This window comes from Pseudomonas sp. WS 5410, assembly GCF_012985645.1.
In the GTDB taxonomy this organism is placed as follows: Bacteria; Pseudomonadota; Gammaproteobacteria; order Pseudomonadales; family Pseudomonadaceae; genus Aquipseudomonas; species Aquipseudomonas shahriarae.
This window is the reverse complement of record NZ_JAAQWS010000034.1, coordinates 1-25,627: the sequence shown is the minus strand read 5'-3', so window position 1 is coordinate 25,627 and position 25,627 is coordinate 1. Positions and strand designations below refer to the sequence as shown.

Annotated in this window: 14 protein-coding genes; 11 read left to right on the top strand and 3 right to left on the bottom strand. The window is 65.9% G+C overall.

Annotated features, from left to right (window positions below; all coding sequences use genetic code 11):
• Positions 1-8 precede the first annotated feature (8 nt).
• Entirely contained in the window at positions 9-929 is a 921-nt protein-coding gene (locus HBO24_RS28630) for a DUF4880 domain-containing protein (protein WP_169990618.1), read from the top strand.
• 31 nt (positions 930-960) lie between these two features.
• Here HBO24_RS28630 and HBO24_RS28625 read toward each other — a convergent pair whose 3' ends face one another.
• Together HBO24_RS28625 and gspH are read right to left on the bottom strand one after the other, a co-directional pair.
• Complete coding sequence (locus HBO24_RS28625; RefSeq protein WP_057438723.1) at positions 961-1,569, bottom strand: type II secretion system protein GspJ; 609 nt, start codon at positions 1,567-1,569, stop codon at positions 961-963.
• Positions 1,566-2,027 (bottom strand): type II secretion system minor pseudopilin GspH, encoded by a 462-nt coding sequence (gspH, locus tag HBO24_RS28620; RefSeq protein ID WP_057438722.1) that lies wholly within the window; start codon positions 2,025-2,027, stop codon positions 1,566-1,568. Before gspH ends, HBO24_RS28625 begins: the two co-directional genes overlap by 4 nt.
• Before the next feature lie 90 nt (positions 2,028-2,117).
• On the opposite strand from gspH, the gene HBO24_RS28615 reads away from it, so the two are divergent.
• A complete protein-coding gene (locus HBO24_RS28615; protein WP_170060800.1) occupies positions 2,118-2,549 on the top strand; it encodes a type II secretion system protein N in 432 nt (143 codons plus the stop codon).
• On the opposite strand, the gene gspI is transcribed toward HBO24_RS28615, so the two are convergent.
• Positions 2,536-2,928 carry a type II secretion system minor pseudopilin GspI gene (gspI, locus tag HBO24_RS28610; RefSeq protein WP_170060799.1) on the bottom strand — a complete coding sequence of 131 codons (393 nt, stop codon included), beginning with the start codon at positions 2,926-2,928 and terminating at the stop codon, positions 2,536-2,538. The two genes, HBO24_RS28615 and gspI, sit on opposite strands and share 14 nt — an antisense overlap.
• Positions 2,929-3,076: 148 nt before the next feature.
• Between gspI and gspG the strand changes: the two genes are divergently transcribed.
• From gspG to HBO24_RS28565, 9 genes are all read left to right on the top strand, one after another.
• Positions 3,077-3,526 carry a type II secretion system major pseudopilin GspG gene (gspG, locus tag HBO24_RS28605; RefSeq protein WP_057959138.1) on the top strand — a complete coding sequence of 150 codons (450 nt, stop codon included), beginning with the start codon at positions 3,077-3,079 and terminating at the stop codon, positions 3,524-3,526.
• A gap of 8 nt (positions 3,527-3,534) precedes the next feature.
• A complete protein-coding gene (gene gspK / locus HBO24_RS28600) occupies positions 3,535-4,458 on the top strand; it encodes a type II secretion system minor pseudopilin GspK (RefSeq protein WP_170060798.1) in 924 nt (307 codons plus the stop codon).
• Entirely contained in the window at positions 4,455-5,567 is a 1,113-nt protein-coding gene (gene gspL / locus HBO24_RS28595) for a type II secretion system protein GspL (protein ID WP_170060797.1), read from the top strand. Before gspK ends, gspL begins: the two co-directional genes overlap by 4 nt.
• Positions 5,560-6,087, top strand: a complete 528-nt coding sequence (gspM, locus tag HBO24_RS28590; protein ID WP_057959140.1) for a type II secretion system protein GspM — start codon at positions 5,560-5,562, stop codon at positions 6,085-6,087. The genes gspL and gspM overlap by 8 nt, the downstream gene beginning before the upstream one ends.
• Entirely contained in the window at positions 6,084-8,366 is a 2,283-nt protein-coding gene (gspD, locus tag HBO24_RS28585; protein ID WP_170060796.1) for a type II secretion system secretin GspD, read from the top strand. The genes gspM and gspD overlap by 4 nt, the downstream gene beginning before the upstream one ends.
• A 130-nt stretch (positions 8,367-8,496) precedes the next feature.
• On the top strand, positions 8,497-9,915 hold the full coding sequence (gspE, locus tag HBO24_RS28580; RefSeq protein ID WP_057959142.1) for a type II secretion system ATPase GspE: 1,419 nt from the start codon (positions 8,497-8,499) through the stop codon (positions 9,913-9,915).
• Entirely contained in the window at positions 9,915-11,123 is a 1,209-nt protein-coding gene (gene gspF, locus HBO24_RS28575) for a type II secretion system inner membrane protein GspF (RefSeq protein WP_170060795.1), read from the top strand. The genes gspE and gspF overlap by 1 nt, the downstream gene beginning before the upstream one ends.
• A 421-nt stretch (positions 11,124-11,544) precedes the next feature.
• Positions 11,545-12,735: a substrate-binding domain-containing protein gene (locus HBO24_RS28570; RefSeq protein ID WP_115127979.1), complete on the top strand. Its 1,191-nt coding sequence runs from the start codon at positions 11,545-11,547 to the stop codon at positions 12,733-12,735.
• A 189-nt stretch (positions 12,736-12,924) separates the two neighbouring features.
• Positions 12,925-25,236 (top strand): filamentous hemagglutinin family protein, encoded by a 12,312-nt coding sequence (locus HBO24_RS28565; protein ID WP_170060794.1) that lies wholly within the window; start codon positions 12,925-12,927, stop codon positions 25,234-25,236.
• Positions 25,237-25,627: the final 391 nt, after the last annotated feature.

The following is a 25,627-nucleotide window of genomic DNA, read 5'->3' as shown; positions in this document are numbered from 1 at the left end:
CTGCGCGCTTGAATATTTTTAGCTTTCCCACTGCCCGGGACACGCCCGACAGCCGATTGCACGGTGAAGCGCGCGACTGGCTGGTCCTCCTGACCTCGGGCCAGGCAACCGTGGCCGATGCCAAGGCCCTGCGCCAGTGGTGCGCCCAGAGCCCCGAGCATGCCCAGGCCTTCGAACAGGCCAAGCGACTGTGGCAACAATTGACCCCGGCGCTGACCGAGGCCCAGGCCCCCCGGCACTTTGGCCGGCGGGCGTTCCTCGGCGGGGCGCTTGCGGCCTCGGCGGCCCTGGTGATGGTGCACATCAGCGTGCCCGGTGGTTTTGCCGGCTTGAGCGCCGACTACCACACCGCAGTGGGCGAGCAGCGGCGGGTGGACTTGCGCGAGGGCATCAGCCTGGAGCTCAACACCCAGACCCGCATCAGCCGGCGCGAGCAGGGCATCGAATTGCTTGAAGGCGAGGTCGAGGTGCAGGTGGCACAGCCGCTGACCGTACAGGCAGGGGCGGGCTGGCTGAGCGCGAGCCAGGCGCGCTTCAATGTGCGCAACACCGACCACAGTGTGTGCGTGACCTGCATTGAAGGCTGGCTGGCGGTTGAAGTGCAGGGGCGCAGCGTGCGCCTGGACAGCGGGCGCCAGTTGACCTATGACGCGGCCGGGCTGGGCCCCGTGGTGACGGTGGACACCGAAGCCGTGATCGCCTGGCGGGAACAGGTGCTGGTATTTAATAACGCCACACTGGATACGGTGATCGACGAGATCAACCGCTACCGCCCAGGGATGTTGGTATTGCTCAACCGCGAACTGGGCAAGCGCCGGGTGCAGGCGCGCTTCAGTCTCGAACAACTGCCGGGCGTGGCGTTGCTGATCCGCGATGCCTATGGGGCCAAATGCACGGAACTGCCGGGCGGGGTGGTGTTGCTCAGCTAGCCCTGGAGACGGGGGCCCGCTCGCCACAGGTTCAGTCCAACGGCCCCAGCACTTGGCGATAGCGCTCCACCCCCTGGGGCGTCTGGCGCACCAGGGTGATTTCCATCCCCAATGGATTGTCCTGGCGATTGCCGCTCAACTGCCGCCAGCCTTTCTCGTTGTCCCACACCCGCACTTGCAGGTCGCTGACCTGGCTCAACACCGCCACCGCCTCCTTGGGCGCCGGCAGCGGGTAGCGATCCCGCGCCGGTGCGGCAGCGCGGTACAAGGTGTCGCCCTTGAGCCACCACCGCACCCGTTGCAGGCCGTCGCCGGGGGTTGGCGCGCTGCGGATCAGCTCCAGACGAAAGCCCTGGCTGTCGGAGCTGCGCACGGTCACCGCCGGCAAGGCGTCGGCGGCGGGAGGCTGGTCCTCGGTGGGTGGCGCAGCCAGTTCCACCCCGGCGCGCAGGCTGACGTCCAGTTGCAGCTGGTTCAGGGCGCGCAGCAGGCCCTGGGTCTGTTCGGTGCTGGCCTGCAAGTGGGCGTCGGCGCGGGTTACGCTGTCCAGGCCGCGCCAGGCAATCAGGCTGACCACCGCCATCAGCATGATCGCCACCATCACTTCGATCAGGGTAAAGCCTTGCTGCTCGCGGTTCATGGCTGGCTCACCACGCGCAAGGTGCCGGCTGCATCACGTTGCAGGCTGAGGCCGTGTTGCCCGTCCGAGAGCCACACCTGCAGCGGCGGATTGATCCATTCGGCATTCAGCACCAGGGTCTGCCGGGGTTCGATCCGCACCAGCATCGGCGTGGTATCCCAGGCCCGTGGGCGCAGTTGTGGGTCATCCTTGAAGTCCTCCAGCCCCCGGCCATCGTCGCGGCGGCGGCTCAAACGGTAGCCCTTGGCATCGGCGCGCCAAGTGATCGTGCGGCCATCGGCTCGGGCTTCGGCCTGGGCGATCTGCAGCACCTGGCTCAGGCGCTCGGCGTCCTTGCGCAAGCGGTGCAAGGGGTCGGGCTTGATGCTCAGGCTGATGGCCGCGCTGGCAATGCCGATGATCACCAGCACCACCATCAACTCGATCAAGGTGAACCCCTGTTGCCGGCGATTCGTCATGGGTGTGCCCTCAACGGGATCTGCCACTGAAATAAAACCGTGAGAATTGCCCTGTAAGCTGTCTGCACGGACAAACAGGAGGTCCCGCCCATGGCATTCATCCATCGCGTATCTGCCGCCCACGGCATCCAGGCCCTGGCCGTGCTGGCGACGCTGGCCGGGGTCGCTACATGGACACCGTTGTTGCTGACGTCTGCCGAGTCCCATACCCCGGCGCTTGCCCCCCAGGCATTGGCGGCGCGCAGTGATAACCCGGCGCTGCAATGGTTTGCCGACATGCCGGCGGCCCTGCAGATCAAGGTCTCCGGGGTGCTGGCCGGCGCCCAGGGCGCGGTGGCGATTCTCAGCCTCAACGACGGGCCGCCGCGCAGTTTTCTATCGGGGGAGCGCCTCAGCCCCGGCGTGCGCCTGGCGGCCATCGAGGGCGACGGGGTGGTGATCGAGCGCGGCGCTGAAAAGGTCCGGGTCAACCTCGAAAAGTTGCCCGATGCCCCGGCCTTGCCCCGGCTCACTCGGCCGTAACCTGCTTTAACGCCGGCGCGCGGCCCACCAGGGTCTCAAGGCGCGCCAGGGGCGGCGCCTCGCGTGTGGCGTCCAGCACTTGCACGCTGACTTTCCACAGGTCGCCAGCGCCTGCCACCACCTGTTCACAGCGCAGTTTCAAACGGCCCTGGTCGCACTCGAACGTCTTGCGCCCGGGGCTGGCGCGGCCCTCCAGACGCAGTTGCGCCAGGCGACTCTGGGCCGCCAGCATGGCGATGGATTTGTCGCGCAACAGGCCATTGCTCTGGGTCATCAACCCCGCCACCCGCACAGCCGCCGCCATGGCCACGGCGATAATCGCCAGGGCCACCAGCACCTCGATCAGGGTGAAACCTTGGTTCCTATTGCGGGCGCGCATGGCTTGCTCAATGCCGGGAAACAGGCCCGCAGACTAGCCCCTGCACTTGACCGATTGGCGACCAAAGCTCCCGAGGATTTTCAATACGCCTGACATGTTGTCTTGCAACACTGCGCGACGAAAAGCACTCAAGCCAAGGAATGTCGAGATGGATATCGCGCACTTCACATCCACCCCGCAAGGCGCTCGTGGCCAGCGTGGCTTTACCCTGATCGAGATCATGGTGGTGGTGGTCATTCTCGGGATCCTCGCCGCCATGGTGGTGCCCAAGGTGCTCGACCGCCCCGACCAGGCGCGCGCCACGGCCGCCCGGCAAGACATCGGTGGCCTGATGCAGGCGCTGAAACTCTACCGCCTGGACCACGGCAGCTATCCGAACCAGACCCAGGGCCTCAAGGTCCTGGTCGAGCGCCCGGCCGATGGGAAGAACAGCAACTGGCGCGCCTACCTCGAACGCTTGCCCAACGACCCCTGGGGCCGCCCGTACCAGTACCTCAACCCTGGCGCCAACGGTGAAGTCGATGTGTTCTCCCTGGGCGCCGACGGCCAACCGGACGGTGAGGGCGTGAATGCCGATATCGGCTCCTGGCAGTTGTAAGGCGCGCCATGAACAGCCATTTGCCCAGAGCGGCGAAGCAGCGCGGCATGGCGATTATCAGCGCGTTGCTGATCGCCGCCGTGGTGGCGGTGCTTGCCGGGGCCATGCTCACCCGCCAGAGCGTGTTCACCCGCAGCCTTGAGGCCGAACAACTGCGGGTCCAGGGCACTTGGTTGTTGCAGGGTGCGCTGCAGGCCAGCCGGCAACAGTTGTGGGACGCGCGGCGCAAAGAGGTGCTGACCCGTCTCGACCAGCCCTGGGCGCGCCCCTTTGCCGGGGTGGTCGAAGGGCGCCTGGATGACGAGCAGGGCAAGTTCAACCTGCGCAATCTGGTCAGCCAGCAGCAGCCGGATGTGGCGCAGTTGCAGAGTTTCCAGCGTCTGTGCCAGTTGCTCGGCATCGACCCCAACACCAGCCAGCGCATCAGCCAACGGGTGCTTGCCTCTTATGCGCAGCGTGCGGGTGGCAGTGACGTGAGCAGCCTGCGTAGCACCTCGCCTGAGGCCGCGCAGACTTTGCTGCCGGCCAGGGCGCCGATGTTGCGAAGTCTTGACGACCTTGCCCTTGAGCCGGGTGTGCAGCAACGCCTGGCGGCCTATGTCAGCGTGTTGCCCGACAACACCTGGGTCAATGGCAATACGGCCAGCGCCGAAGTGCTCAGTGCGGTGGTGCCGGGGCTCAGCCTGTCCCAGGCCCAGGGGCTGGTGGCCGAGCGGGACAGCGGGCGCTGGTTTATCAACCGCGGGGATTTCGTCAACCGCTTGCGTATGCCGCAGTTGTTGGTGGACTCGGTGCAGGTGGGAATCACCAGTGAGTGGTTCCGCTGGCACGGCCGCGCGCGGCGCGAGCAGCGGCGGGTGGCAGTCGAAGCATTGTTGTATCGCCCTGAAGACCGGCAACCCCAAGTGATCTGGTGGCGGGTGGGCGCATGACGCGCTTGCGCATTGCCTTGCCGCCGCTGGCCCAACTGAGCGCCGAGAGCCTGGTGCACTACGCCTGGTTGGACCGCGCCGGGCAGGTCAGCCGGCAAGGTCAGGCCAGCCTTGGGCAGTTGGCGCAACCGCGCAAGAGCCTGGCGGCCGAGTGTTTCCTGCATCCCCGGGACAGTTTGCTGAGCAGCCTGGAGTTGCCGCAATTGCCGCCCGCTAAAGTGGCGGCAGCCGTGGCCTGCGCGGCCCAGGCGCTGATCCTCGGCCCGGTCGCGCAAATGCAGGTGGTCCACAGCCCACGGCAGAGCAACGGCCAGGTGCAAGTGGGCTGGCTGCCGACGGCTGGCCTGGAACAGTTGCAGCGGGTCCTGGCCCAGGTGCCTATCAGTTTGCGCGGCCTGTACCCGGCGCCCTATGCCTTGCCTGTGCCGCCGGCGGGGCATTTGAGCGTGGCCTGCGTCGACGGGCATCTGCTGCTGCGCCAGAGCCTGCACCAGAGCGCCTTGCACCCCCTGGGGTCACAGGCCCTGGCGGAACTGGTGCAGGCTGGCGCGCAGTTGCATCAGGTCGATGAACACACGCCCGCGCGCTGGCAGGGTGTGGTCCCCGTCTGGGGCTTGCATGGCCACCTCAAGCGCGCCAGCAGCGGTGGCTGGGGCCGGGCGCTGGGGCTCAGTGCCCTGGCGGTGGCGGTCTGGACCCTGGGCCTGAACCTGTATGCCGCGCGCCAGGTGGACCAAGGGCAACAGCTCAAAGCGCGGATGATTGCCCAGGTCAAGCAGGCCTTCCCGCACTTGCCGGTGATCCTCAATCCGCTGCAACAGGCCCGGCAGCAACTGGCCGCCGGGCAAGGTGCCACCGCCGATCCCGGCCAGCGTTTCAGCAGCCTGTTGCAACTGGCGGGCAACCACCTGCCGTTTATGGTCGGCAGCGTCCAGGCGTTGGCATTTGATCAAGGCCGGTTGCACCTGGAGCTGTTGCCCGACAGTCGCAGCCCGGCCGCCCCAGGGGAGTGGCAGGCGGCGTTGACCGAGGCGGGTTTCGCTGCCACCCGCGATGAGCACGGCTGGACCCTCGGGCCGCTCGACAACACGGGAGGCGCCGATGAGTAAGTTCAGCTATCCGCACCTGCGCGGCCAGCTCCAGGGATTCTGGAGCGGCCTGGCCCTGCGCGAAAAGCGCCTGCTGGGCGGCAGCGGGGCGGTACTGGCGGGCTTTTTGGTGTGGTTGCTGCTGATTGAGCCGCCCTTGCAGCAGATTGATTTCTGGCAGGCCGAAACCCCCAAGCTGCGCACCCAGGCCGCCACCTTGCAGGTGCTGCTGCAGGGCGCCAGTGCCGGTGCGCGCGCCGGGCAAGACCTGGAAGGCGCGCTGCGCCAGGCGCTCGACGCTGCCGGACTTAAAGACCGCTATCAGTTGCAGGGCGTGGCGCCCGCCGGTTGGCGCCTGACTTTTACCGACGCGCCGGCGGATGCGCTGGTTGGTTGGCTGCTGACCAGCCCGCGCGCATTTTCCCTGGAGGTGTCCCACGCGCGCTTGCAGCGTGTGGGCGATACCCCAGAAAACCCGGCCGGCAGCGTGTCCGGGACCGTTCGCATGGATCAGGCGCCTGGCGCTAAGGAAGCTTCATGAAGTGGTCACTTCCCCGTTCAGCGCCGTTTCGCCAGGTGGCGCCGCTGCTGTTGCTGGCGCTCAGTGCCTGCAGCCACACCCCGGCGCCCACACCTGCGCCCTTGCTGGTGGACAGCGAACTCGGCCAGCCCCTGGCCGACACCCGGCGCAATGGCGTGCCGTTGCCCGATCGCCAGCGCGAAATCAGCCCCCAGCCGCGGGTCCAGCACCCGCTGAGCAACCGCGCCCGTGGCCCGGTCGCCGCGCCGGCCAAGGTGCGCAACCCGCTGGGTGACCAGCCGGTGCAATTGAACTTCGTCGACGCCGAGATCCAGGCGGTGGTACGCGCCTTGTCCCGCGCCACCGGCCAGCAGTTCCTGGTAGACCCCCGGGTCAAGGGCAACCTGACCCTGGTCAGCGAAGGCCAGGTCCCGGCGCACCAGGCCTACGACATGCTGCTGGCGGCGCTGCGCATGCAGGGCTTCAGCGTGGTCGACGTGGGGGGCGTGGCCCAGGTGGTCCCGGAAGCCGACGCCAAACTGCTGGGCGGGCCGATCTACAACGCCGCCAGCCCCAGTGGCAACGGCATGCAGACCCGCACCTTCCGGCTGCAATACGAAAACGCGGTGAACCTGATTCCGGTGTTGCGCCCCATCGTTTCGCCGAACAACCCGATCAACGCCTACCCCGGCAACAACAGCATCGTCATCACCGACTACGCGGAAAACCTCGCACGGGTAGGGCAAATCATCGACGGCATCGACACCCCAAGCGCCATCGACACCGACGTGGTGCCGGTGCAAAACGGCATCGCCGTGGATATCGCGGCAATGGTCGCCGAGTTGCTGGAAACCCAGGGCAACGACCAGACCCAGAAAATCGCCGTGATCGGCGACCCGCGTTCCAACTCGATCATCATCCGTGCCGGCAGCCCGGAGCGCACGGAGCTGGCGCGCAACCTGATCTACAAGCTTGACAATGCCCAGAGCAACCCCAGCAACATGCATGTGGTGTACCTGCGCAACGCCCAGGCCGGCAAGCTGGCCCAATCCCTGCGCGGCATGCTGACCGGTGAGAGCGAAAGTGGCGTCAGTGACGAGGCCCGCTCCAAGTTGAGTGCGATGGGCGGCGCGGGTAGCACCAGCCAGGGCAGCACCCAGAACAGCAGCGGCACGCCGACCGCCAGCGCGGCGCCATCCAGCGGTTATCCCAAGGACAGCTCCGGCGCAAGCACTGCCGGCAGTGAGCAGAGCACCGCCTTCAGTGCCGGCGGTGTGACGATCCAGGCCGATGCGACCACCAATACCCTGCTGATATCCGCCCCGGATCCGCTGTACCGCAACCTGCGCGAAGTCATCGACATGCTCGACCAGCGCCGCGCCCAGGTGGTGATCGAAAGCCTGATCGTCGAAGTCAACGAAGACGATGCCAGCGAATTCGGCGTGCAGTGGCAGGCCGGCAACCTGGGGGGCAAGGGTGGTTTTGGCGGTGTCAACCTGGGCGGCAGCGGGATCAACGGCACCCCCACCAGCAAGACCAGCATCGACGTGCTGCCCAAGGGCCTGAACATCGGCCTGGTGGACGGCACCGTGGATATTCCAGGGATCGGCCGGGTGCTGGACCTCAAAGTCCTGGCGCGGGCGTTGAAGAGCAAGGGCGGGACCAATGTGTTATCCACGCCGAACCTGCTGACCCTGGACAATGAGGCGGCGAGTATCTTCGTCGGCCAGACCATTCCCTTCATCACCGGCAGCTACGTGACCGGCGGGGGCGGCACCAGCAATAACCCGTTCCAGACCGTGCAGCGTGAGGAAGTGGGGCTCAAGTTGAACGTACGGCCACAGATTTCCGAGGGCGGTACGGTGAAGCTGGATATCTACCAGGAAGTCAGCAGCGTCGATACCCGGGCGTCGGGGGATGCGCGCACGGTGACCAACAAGCGCGCGATTGATACCAGCATCTTGCTGGATGACGGGCAGATCATGGTGCTGGGCGGGCTGTTGCAGGATGGCTATACCCAGAGCAATGACGCAGTGCCGTGGCTATCAGACATCCCGGGATTGGGCGCACTGTTTCGCAACGAGTCGCGCAGTGTGAACAAGACCAACCTGATGGTGTTCCTGCGGCCCTACATCATTCGCGACAGCGGCGCGGGGCGCAGCATTACGCGCAATCGCTACGACTTTATGCGCCGCGCCCAGGGTGGCTTGCAGCCGCAGCACAGCTGGGCACTGCCGGATGTGCAGGCGCCGCAGTTGCCGGCGGTGGAGAAGGCGATGCCGGGGAGTACACGCCCGTGAGTCGCACCCATTCCCCCTGTGGGGCTCGACAGCTCCCACAGGCGGATGCGGTCGCCTCGAGAATCGGGCTGCCGAGCATGGGCGCAGCCCTGGCTTACTGTGCGCTGAGCCGCCGCAAGGGCGGGTCCCTATGAGCCTGCTCCCCTACGCCTGGGCCAAATCCCAACGCATCCTCTTGCAGCCCACACCCGAAGGCCCGCGCCTGACCATCTGCCCCTCGACCCCCGGCTGGTCGATCAGCGAGGTCCACCGGCAATTCGGCGAGGCCGCCATCGAGCAGGTGCGCGACGACGAACTCGACGGCCTGCTGGCCAGTGCCTACGCCGATACCGGCAGCGCCGCCGCCGTGGTCGGCGCCGCCGAAAACGAAGTCGACCTCGACCGTCTGATGCAGGACATCCCGGAAATCACCGACCTGCTCGACACCCAGGACGGCGCCCCGGTGATTCGCATGATCAACGCCTTGCTGACCCAGGCCGCCCGCGACGAGGCCAGTGACATCCATATCGAGCCCTTCGAAACCCACTCCGTGGTGCGCTACCGCGTCGACGGCACCCTGCGCGATGTGGTGTCGCCGCGCAAAGCTCTGCATGGCGCGCTGGTGTCGCGGATCAAGATCATGGCCCAGCTCGATATCGCCGAAAAACGCTTGCCCCAGGACGGCCGCATTGCCCTGCGGGTTGCCGGGCGGCCGATTGATATACGGGTGTCGACGGTGCCCACCGGCCATGGCGAACGGGTGGTGATGCGCCTGCTCGACAAACAGGCCGGGCGCCTGCAACTGGAAACCCTGGGCATGGACCCGCAGCTGTTGGCGCGTCTCGATGGCCTGATTCGCCAGCCCCACGGCATCGTGCTGGTCACCGGGCCCACTGGCAGCGGCAAGACCACCAGCCTCTACGCCGCCCTGGCGCGGCTGGATGCCAGCACGAGCAATATCCTCACCGTGGAAGACCCGGTGGAATACGACCTGCCGGGGATCAGCCAGATCCAGGTCAACGCCAAGATCGACATGACCTTTGCCCTGGCCCTGCGTGCGATCCTGCGCCAGGACCCGGACATCATCATGATCGGCGAAATCCGCGACCTGGAGACCGCGCAGATCGCCGTGCAGGCTTCCCTCACCGGGCACCTGGTGCTGGCCACGTTGCACACCAATGACGCGGTGTCGGCGGTCAATCGCCTGATCGACATGGGGGTCGAGCCGTTCCTGCTGGCCTCGTCGCTGCTCGGTGTATTGGCCCAGCGCCTGGTGCGCCGCCTGTGCCCGCACTGCAAACAGCCTGACCCGGCGGCCCCCGGCACCTGGCGCCCGGTGGGGTGTGGCCAGTGCAACCAGGTCGGTTACAGCGGCCGCACCGGCATCCATGAGCTGTTCTGTGTCGATGACGCGGTACGCGGCCTGATCCACCAGGGGGCCGGCGAGCAGCAGATACGCGTCGCCGCGCGCCACGCCGGAATGTTCAGCATGCGTGAAGACGGCGAGCGTTGGGTGCGCAGCGGTGCCACTGCGCCGGAAGAAATCTTGCGTGTAACACGGGACGCCTGATGAATCGCTATCGCTATGAGGCCGCCGATGCCAGCGGCAAACTGGAAGTCGGGCACCTCGAGGCCGAGAGCCAGGGCGCGGCCTTTGCCAGCCTGCGCAGTCGTGGTCTGACCGCGTTGCTGGTGCAGCTCGAAGGCAACGCCAACGTGGCAGGCAGCAGCCTGTTCAGTGCCAAGCTGTCGGACAACGACCTGGCCTGGGCCACCCGCCAACTGGCCAGCCTGCTCGGTGCTAGCCTGCCCCTGGAGGCGGCGCTGAGTGCCACAGTGGAGCAGGCGGAAAAAAAGCATATCGCCCAGACCCTCAGTGCGGTGCGCGCCGATGTGCGCAGCGGCATGCGCCTGGCCGATGCATTGGCCGCGCGGCCACGGGACTTCCCGTCGATCTACCGGGCGTTGATTGCGGCGGGGGAGGAGTCCGGCGACCTGGCCCAGGTCATGGAGCGCCTGGCCGACTACATCGAAGAGCGCAACAACCTGCGGGGCAAGATTCTCACGGCCTTTATCTATCCAGGGGTGGTGGGGTTGGTATCCATCGGCATTGTGATTTTCCTCCTGAGCTACGTGGTGCCGCAGGTGGTCAGCGCCTTTTCCCAGGCGCGCCAGGACCTGCCGGGGCTGACCCTGGCAATGCTCAATGCCAGTGACTTTATCCGCGCCTGGGGCTGGCTGTGTTTTACCGGGCTGGTCGCGGGCTTCTGGAGCTGGCGCCTGTACCTGCGCAACCCCGTGGCGCGCTTGAACTGGCACAGCCGGGTCTTGCGCCTGCCGCTGCTCGGGCGGTTTGTGCTGGGGCTCAACACCGCGCGTTTCGCCTCGACCCTGGCCATCCTCGGCGGTGCCGGCGTGCCCTTGCTGCGCGCCCTGGAAGCGGCGCGCCAGACCCTGTCCAACGACCGCCTGAGCCAGTGTGTCAGCGATGCCACGGCCAAGGTTCGCGAAGGGGTTAACCTGGCGCCGGCCCTGGCGGTGGAAAAGGTCTTCCCGCCGGTGCTGATCCACCTGATCGCCAGCGGCGAAAAAACCGGCGCCCTGCCGCCGATGCTGGAACGGGCGGCGCAGACCCTGTCGCGGGATATCGAACGGCGGGCCATGGGCATGACTGCATTGCTGGAGCCGTTGATGATCGTGGTGATGGGCGCGGTGGTGCTGGTGATCGTGATGGCGGTGCTGTTGCCGATCATCGAAATCAACCAATTGGTTACCTGACCTGTGAAGACTGCGCCGGTGCAAATGTGGGAGCTGGCAAGCCACACACCCATTTGGATCGGTGGTGACTGGCTGCAAGTCAATTACCTGACCCGCCCATCACCCAGCCTCGGGTTCGTCATTGCGTCATCTTTGCCCCCCTGCGCACGGCCCGCCCGCCATCGTCGAAACACTCCCTGAAACCTCGCTGTCACCCACCCCGATAAAAGCCACAATCATTGCCAAAACACCCGAGAATCTTTTTAAAAATCAAGCTGTTCCTCCCGAGGTTTTTTCCCTTATCTGTCATCGGAAACTGCGACCTTCGTGTCCATGGCCTCGCCCCGCAAGCCCGCTGGATCACGGCGTGTGAACCGAGTGCCATGGCGTCATGCAAGAGCCATCTACCTCAACGTATGAATACGACGAAAGGAGCTTCTTCATGTTTAAGCGCAACGTTCTCGCGGTATCCATGACCCTCGCGGCCCTCTGCTCGGCCCAGGCTGCATTCGCTGATGTCAACGGCGGCGGCGCAACCCTGCCACAGCCGCTGTACCAGACGCCCGGCGTACTGACTGCCGGTTTCGCCGCCTACATCGGTGTCGGCAGCGGCAACGGCAAGGCCGCATTCCTGGAAAACAAATACGACAAGCTCGTACCCGGCGTGACCACCAAGAACGTGCACTGGGCCGGCAGCGACTCCAAGCTCAACGCCACTGAATTGTCCACCTATGCCTCTGCCAAGCAGCCAGGCTGGGGCAAGCTGATCCAGGTGCCGTCGGTGGCCACTTCGGTGGCCATTCCTTTCCGCAAGAGCGGTGCCAATGCGGTTGACCTGAGCGTCAACGAGCTGTGCGGTGTGTTCTCCGGGCGTATCAACAACTGGAGCCAGATCACCGGCGCTGGCCGTAGCGGTGCAATCACCGTGGTTTACCGCAGTGAAAGCAGCGGCACCACCGAACTGTTCACGCGCTTCCTGAACGCCAAGTGCGCTGAAACCGGCAGCTTCGCCGTTACCACCACCTTTGCCAACAGCTACAGCGGTGGCCTGCCGGCCGGTGCCGTTGCGGCTGCCGGCAGCCAAGGCGTGATGAATGCCTTGAACGATACGACTGTCGCCGAAGGCCGTATCACCTACATGAGCCCTGACTACGCCGCCACCACCCTGGAAGGCCTGGACGACGCGACCAAGGTCGCTCGCGTCGGCAAGGACGTGGCAAGCAACACCGAAGGTGTATCACCTGCTCCAGACAACGTTTCTGCGGCGATTGATGGGGTTTCGGTGCCCGCCGTGGCTGACCGTGGCAACCCGGACAAGTGGGTACCGGTGTTCGGTAAAAACGGCGTGGCCGGTGTGGTGCCTTACCCAACGTCGGGCTACCCGATCCTGGGCTTCACCAACCTGATCTTCAGCCAGTGCTATATCAACGGCACCCAGTCCAACCAGGTCCGTGACTTCTTTGCCCAGCACTACGGCGAGACCGTGAACAACGATGACGCCATCCGCGCCAACCGTTTCGTGCCGCTGCCTGACTCCTGGAAAAGCGCGATCCGCAGCAGCTTCCTGACCGCCAGCAACCCGCTGAGCATCGGTAAGACCGACGTCTGCAACGGTATCGGTCGTCCGCTGTAACGCCAGCGTTCCTCGACCTGCAACCCCTGATCAGCAACGGCCTGTGCCGTTGCTGATTTTTTATTGGCTCACCCCGTAGCCGCTGCCGAGCCCAGATGAATTTTCCATGACAGAAGTTCAGTGCTGCCCCTCGCCAACCGCCTACCTCCCATACGTGATGTGCATCTCCACACAGAAGGATGATTCCAGATGGTCCGCTGCAAACCACCGGTAAACCTGAATGCCCGCGGCCCGAGCGGCCAGACTGTCTTGCGCCTCAAGCCGCTGGCCCATGCCATTGCCTTGTTGCTGGTGGCGGGCAGTGCCCAGGGGGCTACGGCGTTCAGTTCCGGCTGGTTTGCCGCCAAGGGCGCGTCCCAGGCAGCCACGGCGGCGCGGCCGGGGGCGCAGGTACCGGGGATGCCGCCGCCGTTGTCCCAGCAGGCGCGGGTCAACCAGCAGATGCAGCGCTCACTGAGCACCCTCAACAACAGCGTGGCGGCGATTGCCGCCCAGCAGGCTGCCCAGGCGGCCGGGCGCCAGGCCGCGTTGGGCCAGGTCTCGACGATTCCCGACGGCTTGGGCAAGGGCGGCTTGCAGGTCGATAACAGCCTGACCCAAGGCTGGATCAACGCCAAGGGCCCGACCCAAAGCCAGGCCGGTGGCCAGACCACGGTGAGCATCGAACAGACCGCCGACAAGGCCATCCTCAATTGGGAGACCTTTAACGTCGGGCGCAACACCACCGTCGACTTCCAGCAGCAGTCCAACTGGGCCTTGCTCAACCGCGTCAATGACCCCAACGCGCGCCCCAGTGAAATCCAGGGCCAGATCAAGGGCGCTGGCACCGTGATGATCATCAACCGCAATGGCGTGGTGTTCAGCGGCAGCAGCCAGGTCAACGTGCGCAACCTGGTGGCGGCGGCGGCGGCGATCACCGACGAGCAATTCACCCAGCGCGGGATCTACTTCGACGCCACTGGCACCCAGCCAACGTTCACCGATGCCGCGGGCAAGGTCCAGGTGCAGCGGGGGGCGCTGATCCAGACCCATGACGCGGCGACGTCCACCGATGCCGGTGGCTACGCCTTGCTGTTGGGTACGGAAGTGGAAAACGCCGGCACCCTCATCACCGCCAAAGGCCAGACGACCCTGGCCGCCGGCGACAGTTTTTACATCCGCAAGGGCGTGGGTACCGCCGGCAATGCCCGTTCCACCACACGCGGCAATGAAGTCGCCAGCAGCCTCAAGGCCGGCAGCAGCGCGGGCAGCGTGACCAACAGCGGGCTGATCATGGCCGCTACCGGCGACATCACCCTGACCGGGCACACCGTGCAGCAAAACGGCGTAGCCCTGGCCAGCACGTCGGTGGACACCCGTGGCACCCTTCACTTATTCAACTCGGCCAGCGACACCACCGGCAGCGTCAGCCTGGGCGAAGGCAGCACCACTGCGATCCTGCTCGACAGCAGCGGCACCACCGCGCTCAACAACCAGCGCGAAAATGGCCTGGTCAATCTCGACGGTCTGGTGAACCCCCAGGCCAGCGGGCAGTTCAATAACCTGGGCAGGGTGGCCGACCGTACCGATCAGTCGCGCATCGAGATCGTCAGCGGCGGCACCGTGGACTTCCAGAAAGGCTCGATAACCCTCGCCACCGGTGGCCAGGTCGCGGTCAGCGCCGGCCAGCGCAGCCTGGTGCGCGAGGGGGCGATGATCGACGTGTCCGGCGCCATCGGCGTCAAGGTGGCGATGCAAGCCAACAACATCAAGATCAACGTGCAGGGCAACGAGCAGCGCGATGCGCCGGTCAACCGCGATGGCGGGCAATTGATCAACAACGATGTGTGGGTCGATCTGCGCGAATTGGTGTTTGTGCCGGCGGGTACCAATGGCTACGCGACGGACCGCTGGTACACCGCCGGCGGCCTGCTGGAAGTCGGTGGCTATCTGGGCACGCAAGGGCACTCGGTGGGCGAGTGGATGGCCCAGGGCGGTAGCGTGACGTTCACGGGGGATGATGTGGTAACCCAGCAGGGCGCGCAGATCAATCTGTCGGGCGGCACCGTGGATGTGCAGGGCGGTTATGTCCAGCAAACCTGGCTCAAGGGCCCGGACGGGCGCTTGTATGAGCTGTCGAAGGCACCGGGCGATATTCTCTACACCGGGCTTTACAAAGGCTTTGCAGACACCAGCGAACGCTGGGGCCGTACCGACCTGTACTACAACCCGCTGATCGCCCCCCAGCGACGTTTCGAGGCCGGTTATACCGTGGGCCGCGATGCTGGCAAGCTGGTGATCGGTACCGGCAATGCGGTGCTTGAAGGGCAGTTGATCAGTGATGTGTTCCAGGGCGAGCGCCAGACCCAGGCGCCGAACATCAACCTCGACGGTTACCAGCAGTCGCAGAAGGCCCAGGCCCAGCGTGCGCAACTGATCATTGGCCAGTACACGCCGATCTTCAACAAAAGCACCGGCACCCTGCGTTACGCCCTGACGCCGGGTATGGAGCAGGTGCTGATCGAAGGCGGCACACAAAAAATCGCCGCCGGCCTCGACCTGGGCACCGCGCTGCCGGCCGGGCGCCAGGGCACGCTGGTGCTCGACAGCGAGCAACTCAACGGCTTCCAGTTGGGCGCGATCAAGGTCGGCGCCAAGCAGCAGATTACGGTCAATGGTGGGTTGTCGGTGGCCGACGGTGGCGATATCACCCTGTACGGGCCCCAGGTGGCGGTCAACGCCAATCTGACCGCCCACGGTGGCAGCCTCCACGCCGGCAACGTGCTCAGTCAGGTCAACCTCAATCGGCAGAATACCGTTGAAGAGGTGATTCTGGCGGGCAGCGGGCACGTCGCGGTGGCCGCCGGGGTGGTGCTGGATGCGTCCGGGCGTTGGAACAACCTGGCCCTGCAGCCGTCGCTCACCGAGGGTGTGGCTTACGCCAATGGCGGCAAGGTGGCGCTGCGTGGCACCGGCGATGTGAGCCTGGGGGCACAGAGCCTGGTGCAGGTGTCTTCGGGCGCTACGGTCGGCCAGGATGGCAAGGTCAGCGGTGGCAAGGGCGGCAGCGTGACGTTGGGCGCGCAGGGCGCCCTGGTGTTGGGCGGTGAGATTCGCGGTTATGGCGTCAGCGGTGGCGGCACCCTGGCGTTGCAGTCGCGCCAGGTATTGATCGGCGATGCAGGCAGCCCGGACGCGGGCACCCTGCACCTGGCGGGGGACTTTTTCAAGAAAGGGTTCTCGGCGTATGACATCACTGGCAACGAAGGGTTGATTGTTGCTGACGGCACTCAGGTCGGGATCGAGGTGCCGGTGTACCGGGTTGGCGAGCAGGTGCAGACGCTGCCGAGTGGCACTGATCCGGCGAGCCTGATGCAGGTGTGGACACCTGAGTTGTATCAGCAGGACGCGCTCAAGAGTGTGCTGAGCCAGCGTCGCGGTGCCAGCTTGAGCCTCACGGCCGGGCACCTCGACTCCAGCGCTGCGCAATTGGCCAGCACCGCGCTGAGCGTCGGCCAGGGCGCGGTTATCACGGTCGATCCGGGCCAGGCCATCAATTTGCGCAGCGTCGGCCAGTTGACCGTCAACGGTACGCTCAACGCCTGGGGCGGTAGCGTCAGCCTGGGCGGGCTGAATGTGGCCAGTTCCGAGGCGGTGAATGCCGCGGGTCATGGGCGTTCGATCTGGGTCGGCGAGCAGGCGCTGATCGACGTGGCGGCGCGGGCGGTGAGCGCCGTGGACAATCGTGGCCGCCACTATGGCCTGGTGCGCAACGGCGGCAATATCAGCCTCGGTGGCACGATCAACCTCGCCACCGGCATTGCCCAGGCCAGTGATGTGTTTGTGGTGGTGCGTGACGGTGCGCGCCTGGAGGCGTCCGGGGCCCAGGCGGACCTGGACCTGCCGGGCCAGGGCCGGGTACCGGTGGCCAGCAATGGTGGCAGTATCAGCCTTGCCTCCAACAATGGCCTGTACCTGGACGGGCGCTTTGTGGCCCGGGCCGGTGGTGCCGGGGCCTCGGGCGGCAGCCTGGCCGTGGCCCTGGAAAGCCCTTACTACCTCAAGAGCGCGGTCAGCGACCGCGTGCTCAAGGCGCGGGAACTGTTACTCAGCCAGACCCACCAGCCCAGCACGCTGGCGGGCACTGCCGAGGCCGCGACCGCGGAACTGGAGTACGGGCATGCTCGCCTGGGCGTGGACCAGGTCAGCGCCGGCGGGTTCGACAACCTGGCCTTGCTGAGCAATGGCCTGCTGAGTGTTGACGGTGATCTGTCGCTGCACATGGGCCAGAGCCTGCGTCTGTACAGTGGCGCTCTGGGGCTGAGTGAGCAGGCTGCGCAGAATGCCCGGGTCAATCTGTCGGCACCGCACCTGCTGCTGGCGGGCATTCTTGCGCCCTTGGAGGCCAAGGACCAATACCAGCATCCGGTGTTGACCAGCGCCATGTCGCAACGCGCCAGCCAGGCGCAGTTCACTGCCAGCGCCAATCTGCTGGAGGTGCGCGGCAATGTGTTGTTCGGCAACAAGAGCAACCTGACCCAGGCCGACAACAGCCAGTTGAGCGTCGACCGCCGTGGTTTCGATGACGTGCAGCTGAGCAGCCAGGGCGACCTGCGTTTTCTCGCGGGGGCCAGCGCCGATGCGGTCGCCCAGGGGATCAGTACCCAAATCATGACCCGGGGCGACATGACCCTGCAGGCCGCGCAGTTGTACCCTGCCACCGAAGTCGGCGCGCGGGTGCTGGCCGGTTACCTGGATGGGGTTGACGGCTACGATCCGACGCGCACCCTGACCATCTCCCGTACCGGCAACGAGACGGGCGCGGTGCCTTACTCGGCCTTAGGTCGCCTGCAACTGGGCGGCCCGAGCATCAGGCAGGGCGGGGTGGTGCGTGCGCCCCTGGGGTTGATCGAGGTCGGCATCCTGGGCACCCACAAGGTCGAACTGCTGCCCGGCAGCCTGACTTCGGTGAGCGGCAAGGGCCTGGTGCTGCCCTACGGCGGCACGGTGGATGGCCAGGTCTACCAGTACAACGGCAAGACCGTGTCGTTCCTCGGCCAGGGGGCGATTGCCAACCTCAATGGCGATCTCAACGTGGGGGTAATCCTCGGTGGGCAATCGGTGGCGGTGCTGCCAGAGGCCACGCTGGACCTGTCCGGCGGCGGCGAACTGCTCGGTGCCGGGTTTATTTCCGGCCGTGGTGGCTCCACCGATGCGCGCTATAACCCACTGATGCAGGTCGGCACCCAAGGCGGCTTTGTCCTGCCGGGCCTGGGCAGTAACCCGGTGTACGCCATCGTGCCCGGCGCGCAACCGGGTTATGCCCCGGTGGCCCCGGAGGGGGGCGCAGTCGATCCGTTGCTCGGCCAGCAAATCACCCTGGACGCTGGCGTCCCGGGGCTGGCCGCAGGCACCTATACCCTGATGCCCTCCACCTATGCGCTGATGCCGGGGGCGTTCCGTGTCGAAATCAACGGCCTCGCGGGGCGCGGCACCGAAGAGGTGCCACAGGCGCTGCGCAATGGCTCCTGGTCGGCTGCCGGGCGCTTGTCCATCGTCAACACCGGGATCAGTAACCGGGTCGCCAGCCAGGTAATCCTGACCTCGGCCGACACGCTGCGCCGCTACTCCCAGTACAACGAAACCGGCTATGCGCAGTTCGCCGTGGCTGATGCGGCCAAGCTCGGCGTGCCACGGGCGTTGCTGCCGGTGGATGCCAAGACCCTGAAACTCGCGTTGCACCCCGGTGGTGGGGCGAACGCCTTTTCGTTCGCCGGTATCGGTCGCTTTGAGGCGGCCACCGACGGTTTTGCCGGCACTGTTGCAGTGATGAACACGGGAACCGGCGGGATCGAAGTAATGGCGCCAGGCAAGGCCGCCACGGAGGGGTTCGAGGGTGTCAGCGTGGGGGCGGCCAGCCTCAATGCGCTGGGCGCGGCACGCCTGATGATTGGCGGGATGACCCAGGTTTCGTATGGCCAGAGCGGCAACTACATCAACGTGGTCGGTGCCAACAGTAGCTCTATTACCTTGCGTGAAGGGGCGAGCCTGGCCGCACCGGAAGTGTTCCTGGTGAGCTCCACCGGCGAGATCGTCATGGAGCAGGGCGCCTCGATCAATACCCTTGGCCGGGGCAAGGCCAGTTATGACGCACGAGACGGTTTCGTCTACCAGGTGGCGAATATGCTGGCGGTCTCCAACGGTTTGCTCAACGTGGTCAACGCCGTGCAAGCCGGCGGCGCAGCCAGTGGCGGGATCAATCTGGGGGCGTGCAACAGCGCGCCCTGTAGCGGCCAGACTGCCCTGTATTCCGAGGGCAGTATCGTCGCCCTGACCGACAAGACATTGCAGATGGGGGATGAGGTGCGCTACGGCACCCGTCACCTCAACCTGGGGCTGGCGAGCATTAACGTCGGCAGCCCTGAAGCCCTGGCTGCAGCGGCGGCCGGCAATCGCCTGCCGGCTGGCATGACCCTGACCCAGCAGGTGCTGGACCGCTTGTTGCGTGGTGACACGCAGTTCGGCGCGCCGGCCCTGGAAACCCTGCAACTCTCGGCCCGCGACAGCTTCAACTTCTATGGCTCCAGTGCCCTCGACACCTATGACGCGGTGACCGGCAAGTCGTTGCTCAGCCGCCTGATGCTGTCTGCCCCGGCGATCTACGGCGCCGGCAGCGCCAGTGATGTGGCGAGCATCCATACCGCCAACCTGATCTGGCTCGGCGCTGAAACGCCGGCCGTTGCCGCCATCGACGGCGGCGCTGGCAGCGGTAATGGGCGCCTGGATATCCAGGCCGAACGCATCGAGTTCGGCTATGGCGACTTTGCCCAGCCGAGCACGACCAAGCGCTTCGATCGCCTGGCGTTGGGGTTTGCCCACGTCAACCTCAGTGCCAGTGAGCGCATCACCGCCAACCACAAGGGCAGCCTGTCGGTCTATCAGCGCCAGGGGGCCTATGATCCGCTCAAGGGTTTTGCCTATACCGGCGGCGACTTGAGCATTCTCACGCCACTGCTGACCGGCGAGGCGGGCTCGGTAAACCGCATCACCGCCGGCGGCACCCTGGATATCGGCGCCTCGGCGGGGGCCCGGGGCAAGGTCGAGGGCCTGGGCGGCGAGCTGTCGCTGCAGGGCGACAGCATTCGCCTGGCCAGCGCGGTGGTGCTGCCCAGCGGCAAGGTCACCCTCGACGCCCGTGGCGACGTGGTGTTGACCGATGACGCACTGATTGATGTGGCCGGTCGCGCCATCGTCTTCAACGACCTGACTAAATATGGCGCGGGGGGTGAAGTATCGCTGCAAAGCCGCGAAGGCAATGTGCTGCAGGCCACCGGCTCAACCATCGACCTGTCGGCGCAGCACAACCAGGCGGGCAAGCTGCGGGCCGTGGCCGTGGGGGACACAGGCGGTGTGGTTGACCTGGCAGGCAAGCTTCTGGCAGGCAGCAGCGGTTATTACGATGCCGGTGGCACTCGGGTGCCGTACCTGGCCGGTGCGGTGGAGATCCAGGCCCAGCGCCTGGGTACCAGCGGCATCCTGGACGAACAGTTTGCCGCCCTCAACCAACGGCTCAACCAGGGCCAGGTGTTTGGGGCGCGCAGCTTCCAGCTCAAGCAGGGCGACCTGAGCATCGGCAATGAGGTCAAGGCCAACAGCGTCAGTGTCTCGCTGGACAACGGCAGCCTGCGCGTCACCGGGCGGGTGGATGCCAGTGGCGAGCGGGTGGGCAGCATCAACCTGACGGCCAAGACCGGCCTGACCCTGGACGGCAGCGCCGTGCTCGATGCCCATGGCAGCCAGTTGCGGGTGGACAGCCATGGCCAGATCATCGACGCGCCGAACCGCGCCATGGTGGTGCTGGGTTCGGGCCAGGGCCAGTTGACCCTGGCCGATGGCGCGCGCATCGACCTGCGCCATGGGACCGATGGGGGCGTGGGCCATGACGGTCGCAGCCGTGGCACCCTGGAGCTCAATGCTCCGCGCTTGAACAGTGATGACATTGCCATTGATGCCCGTGGCCGCCTGGATATCCAGGGCGCGCGCTCGATTGCCCTCAACGGCATGATCAGCTACGACGATGCGCCGACCAAGACCGATGCCACGGCCAGTGGGCGTCCGTACCAGGTGATCGACCAGAAGTACCTGGACAAAAAACATGAGCTGAGCGTGCTGTTTATCAACGCTGCCCTCAGCAACCAGGACCTACTGAATAACAAGCTCGCGGGCCTGAACAACGCCACGTACGCCGATGCCTTGCATCTGCGGCCGGGGGTGGAGATTGTCAGCAAGACGCCCCAGGGTGACCTGGTGGTGCAGGGCGACCTGGACCTGTCCGGTTATCGCTACGCCAGCCTCAACCCACATACCCAGAAAAACCCGGATGTGTATGGCTCCGGCGAAGTCGGCCGCCTGACCCTGCGTGCTGGCGGCGACTTGAATATCTACGGCAGCATCAACGACGGCTTTGCACCGCCACCGCCGAGCGACGATGACAACGGCTGGGTGCTGCTCCCCGGGATCAATTACACCGGCGGCACCCAAGTGGTGCCGGGCACGGGCGTGACCCTGGCCGACGGCACCAAGTTTCCGGCGGGCGCGATCCTCAACTTCGATGTGTCGATCAAGGCCCTGAGCCTGGCGAACGGCACGCGGTTGCCGGTGCCGGTGACCCTCAGCCAGCCCCTGGTACTGCCTGCCGGTACGGTGCTGGCGGCGGCGATACTCGACGGCTCGGGCACACAGCTGTTCGCGGCGGGGACGCTGCTGAGCCAGAGCCAGACCCTGGCGGCCGGCACGGTCCTGGGGGCCGGTACCCTGTTGACCAGCAACACCAGTGTCAGGGCGATGATCTGGCCCAAGGGCGTGCCATTGCCCGGACGCCTGGGCAGCACCGCGTTCGTGACCCTCAATGGCAGCAAGGCACTGCCCCGTGGCGCCTTGTTGCCGGCCGGCACCGATGTGAAGTTGGCGGGCAATGCGAAGTCGGTGAAATTGCGGGTCGAGGAGGCCGGCCGCCAGGGCAAGAACTGGGGCGTTGCGCCGATGCTGACGGAAGGCTCCCAGGCGTGGGCGATCCGCCTGGTGGCCGGGGCTGACACCCAGGCGGTCGACAGTAGCAGGCTGCAAGTTTCTCCAGTGACCGGCAACCTGCGTCTGGCCGACAGCCATTACGGCATGTTCGCCCAGGGCGTGCTGGTCTGGACCGAGCAGGGTTCCATCGACAATTACGGCGACACCAGCATGGTCGGCAAGCCCGTGAGCCCTGGCAACCTTGGAACCTGCACGGACTACCCCGGTTCCTGTGAGTCGGGCGGCGATGCCTACAGCCTGGTGGCCGGGGGCAGTAGCCGTTTCAGTGTGGTCCGCACCGGCGCCGCCGACCTGGACCTGCTGGCCGCTGGCAATCTGAGCATGGAATCGCTGTACGGGGTCTACACCGCTGGCAGTTCTTCCACGGGCACCTCGGCCAACGACCCCTACAACCTGCCACGGGCGCTTGGCGAAAACGCCAAGGTGCTGGGCAATAGCGTGGGTGGCAACGAGAAACTGGTCAATGGCAGCGCAGACAGTGTGTACCGCGCCTGGTATCCGGAGGCGGGCGGCAACCTGTCGTTGAAAGTGGGTGGGAACCTGACCGGTAACATCACCAGCCCGTCACTCAGTGCCTCGGGGCGTCCGGTCCGCAACGATCGCGGCCAGGATTCGGCGAATGTCGGCAACTGGTTATGGCGCCAGGGCAATGGTTTGAGTGGCTCGGCGGCACAAGCGACGGCCTGGTGGATCAATTTTGGTACCTACGCCAGCAACCTTGCCCTGGCGGGGGGCGCCGACCAGATGGTGGGCTTCACCGGCTTCGGTACGTTGGGCGGGGGCAACCTGAATGTCGACGTGGGCGGCGATGCCGGGATCATCCGGCCATTGGCTGCCGGTTATGTGCCCCAGGCGGTGAACTTGCGCAGCCAGGGGTTGGTGTTGGCGGTGGGCAGCACCGGGCGCGTGGCGGCTGACGGCAGCCTGCAACTGACCGGTGGTGGCGACTTGAGCCTGCGGGTCGGCGGTGCCGTGAATCCAGGTAGTCAGATTACCCAGGACCACCTCAATGGCACGCTGGTGAACCTGCGTGGGCACGTGCAACTGACCGGCGGCGCCCTGGGCAGCCTGACCTTGCGTTATGGCAGCCGGGTGATCGACCAGAGCCCCGGCGAAGTCCGCGCCTATGATCCACTGCGCGCCACGTCAGCCGCGGCGGCCGGTGGCATGAGCCTGTTGCCCGGTGATGCCACCTTCAACCTGGCCACCCGTGGCGACCTGGTGCTGCAGGATGTGGCCGATCCAGGGCGCGTCGCACAGACAAATGCCTTGGCCTACGTTAACGACGGGGTCAACGGCGTCGGGCAGAGCTGGTTCAGCCTGTGGACCCGCAACACGGCAGTGGACCTGTTTTCGGCCGGTGGCAACCTTACGCCGCTGACGCAAACGCTGGAGACGGATATGGCGGCGGTCTATCCCGCCACATTGCGTGCGGTGGCCGCCAGCGGCAGCCTGTATTACGGGCGTGCCGCGACCGCCAACCCTGGCTCGCTGCCACCGCTGGCGGCACTGGTGCTGGCGCCATCGGCCAACGGTCAATTGCAATTGCTGGCTGGGGATTCGATCTATGGCGGCGACCTCACCGTCAGCCGTTCCAGCGCCGCGCCGGACAGCATGGCGACGATCCTCAACCCGGCGTTCCTGGGCTTCGTCAACTCCCTGCCCATCGCGCGCAGCGGCAACCTTTCCGGCGATAGCAACATTGCGCGCCTGGGGCTTTTCCCGCTGTTCACCTTCGGTGCCAACACGGCCAGCACGTCGTGGGGCGATACCCTAGAACCTGCGCGTTTTTATGCGTTGAGCGGTGATCTGCTGGGCGTCAACAGTGGGCGTGCCCTGACCATCACCAGCGCTGGAGACCCGCGTGTGGGGCAAACGTTTTATGAGGGCGCAGGCCCGGTCTGGATGCGGGCGGGGCGTGACATCGTCAGCAGCGGCACGCGCCTGGGGGGCGCCAGCGGTGGCGAAGTGGATACCGGTGAATATGCCTTCGACGCCAACCTGTTCGTGCATAACGGCCTGACTGACATCTCCATTGTCAGTGCCGGGCGCGACATGCTCTACAGCAGCTTCAATGTCGCAGGGCCCGGCACCCTGGAGTTGACGGCAGGGCGCAACCTCCTTATGGAGGACAAGGTCAGCGTCAACAGCCTTGGCGCCGTGGCCGCAGGTGACAGCCGTCCCGGCGCGAGCATCGTCATGCTGGCGGGTGTTGGCCCCAACGGCCCGGACTACCGGCGCTTTGTCGAGACTTACCTGAATCCTGAGAACCAACTGCAGACGGGCGAGCCTTTGACGCTGCTGGGAGGCAAAGTCGCCAAGACCTACGAGCGCGAACTGGCCGGGTGGCTGGCCGAGCGCTTCGGGTTTGTCGGTGACAGTGAACAGGCCCGCGCCTACTACGCGGCGCTGCCGGCGCAGCAACAGCGGGTGTTTGCCCGTGAAGTGTACTTTGCCGAACTCAAGGCCGCCGGTCGCGAATACAACCAGGCTGGCGGCGTGCGCGAGGGCAGCTATGTGCGGGGGCGGGCGGCGATTGCCGGGTTGTTCCCGGACAAGGACGTGGCCGGCAATACCATCGTCTACAAGGGCGATATCACCCTGTTCGGCGGTGCCGGGGTGCACACCAATTTCGGTGGCTCGATCCAGATGCTCACCCCGGGCGGTGGCCAGACATTCGGCATCGAGGGGGCGGCACCGCCGTCCACCGCCGGGGTCATTACCCAGGGCGCGGGGGATATCCAGCTGTATTCCCTGGACAGCATCCTGCTGGGCCAGAGCCGGATCATGACCACCTTTGGCGGCTCGATCATGGGCTGGTCCGCCGCAGGCGATATCAACGCCGGGCGGGGTTCCAAGACCACCGTGGTCTACACCCCGCCACGGCGTGTGTATGACAACTGGGGCAACGTCAGCCTGTCGCCGTCGGTGCCGAGTACCGGTGCGGGGATCGCCACGCTTAACCCGATCCCGGAAGTGCCGGCAGGGGATATCGACCTGATTGCGCCGTTGGGCACCATCGACGCCGGTGAAGCGGGGATTCGTGTGTCGGGCAATATTAACATTGCCGCGCTGCGAGTGGTCAACGCGGCGAACATCCAGACCCAGGGGAAATCGTCCGGGGTGCCGGTGTCGGCGGCGGTCAACACCGCGGCCATGAGCTCAGCCAGCGCGGCGGGGGCAGCGGCATCCCAGGCCGCCGAAGACGCGGCCCGCAACCAACAGGCTGCAGCGCGCCAGGGCCGGGCGTCGATCGTCACGGTGGAAGTGCTGGGGTTTGGCACCGAGCCGGTGCAACGCCGGGAGGAAGAGGCACGCCGGGCGCCGACCTACAACCCTGACAGCCCGGTGCAGGTGCTGGGGGCGGGGCCGTTGAGCGAACAGGCCAAGGCACGGCTGACGGATGAGGAGCGGGGGCAGATCAGTTTGTAAGGTTCACACGGTGAGGGCGAGCTTGCCTGCGGTGGCTATAGGTATCTACACAACTCCTTTCTGGGGTTGTGTACATATCCGTTGCTGCGGTTATGGCGGCTATTGGTTCCGCCCTTACGGCGGGTCACTTTTGGAAAAGAGCCCCAAAAGTAACCAAAAGGGCTCTTGCCCCACCACTCGGCACCTCGCCTAGGCTCGGTGTGCCCGTCATCCGACATTGATTTGGGGGGCCGCCGCGATGGGCCATCCATGGCCCAGCGCGGCTAACCCGGCGTCCTGCCGGGTTACCCCCCAAATCAATATCGGATGACGGCCAGCGTGGTTTAACGGGGCGCCTCAGATCAAAATCACAAGCAAAGCGAGGCGGCCTGACAGCCGACCTGATCGTCGA

What these genes read in the sequence shown, in the direction of transcription:
- HBO24_RS28625 (WP_057438723.1), bottom strand. Translation starts at nt 1,569, where the DNA reads ATGAACCGCGAGCAGCAAGGCTTTACCCTGATCGAAGTGATGGTGGCG.
- gspH (WP_057438722.1), bottom strand. Translation starts at nt 2,027, where the DNA reads ATGACGAATCGCCGGCAACAGGGGTTCACCTTGATCGAGTTGATGGTG.
- HBO24_RS28615 (WP_170060800.1), top strand. Translation starts at nt 2,118, where the DNA reads ATGGCATTCATCCATCGCGTATCTGCCGCCCACGGCATCCAGGCCCTG.
- gspI (WP_170060799.1), bottom strand. Translation starts at nt 2,928, where the DNA reads ATGCGCGCCCGCAATAGGAACCAAGGTTTCACCCTGATCGAGGTGCTG.
- gspG (WP_057959138.1), top strand. Translation starts at nt 3,077, where the DNA reads ATGGATATCGCGCACTTCACATCCACCCCGCAAGGCGCTCGTGGCCAG.
- gspK (WP_170060798.1), top strand. Translation starts at nt 3,535, where the DNA reads ATGAACAGCCATTTGCCCAGAGCGGCGAAGCAGCGCGGCATGGCGATT.
- gspL (WP_170060797.1), top strand. Translation starts at nt 4,455, where the DNA reads ATGACGCGCTTGCGCATTGCCTTGCCGCCGCTGGCCCAACTGAGCGCC.
- gspM (WP_057959140.1), top strand. Translation starts at nt 5,560, where the DNA reads ATGAGTAAGTTCAGCTATCCGCACCTGCGCGGCCAGCTCCAGGGATTC.
- gspD (WP_170060796.1), top strand. Translation starts at nt 6,084, where the DNA reads ATGAAGTGGTCACTTCCCCGTTCAGCGCCGTTTCGCCAGGTGGCGCCG.
- gspE (WP_057959142.1), top strand. Translation starts at nt 8,497, where the DNA reads ATGAGCCTGCTCCCCTACGCCTGGGCCAAATCCCAACGCATCCTCTTG.
- gspF (WP_170060795.1), top strand. Translation starts at nt 9,915, where the DNA reads ATGAATCGCTATCGCTATGAGGCCGCCGATGCCAGCGGCAAACTGGAA.
- HBO24_RS28570 (WP_115127979.1), top strand. Translation starts at nt 11,545, where the DNA reads ATGTTTAAGCGCAACGTTCTCGCGGTATCCATGACCCTCGCGGCCCTC.
- HBO24_RS28565 (WP_170060794.1), top strand. Translation starts at nt 12,925, where the DNA reads ATGGTCCGCTGCAAACCACCGGTAAACCTGAATGCCCGCGGCCCGAGC.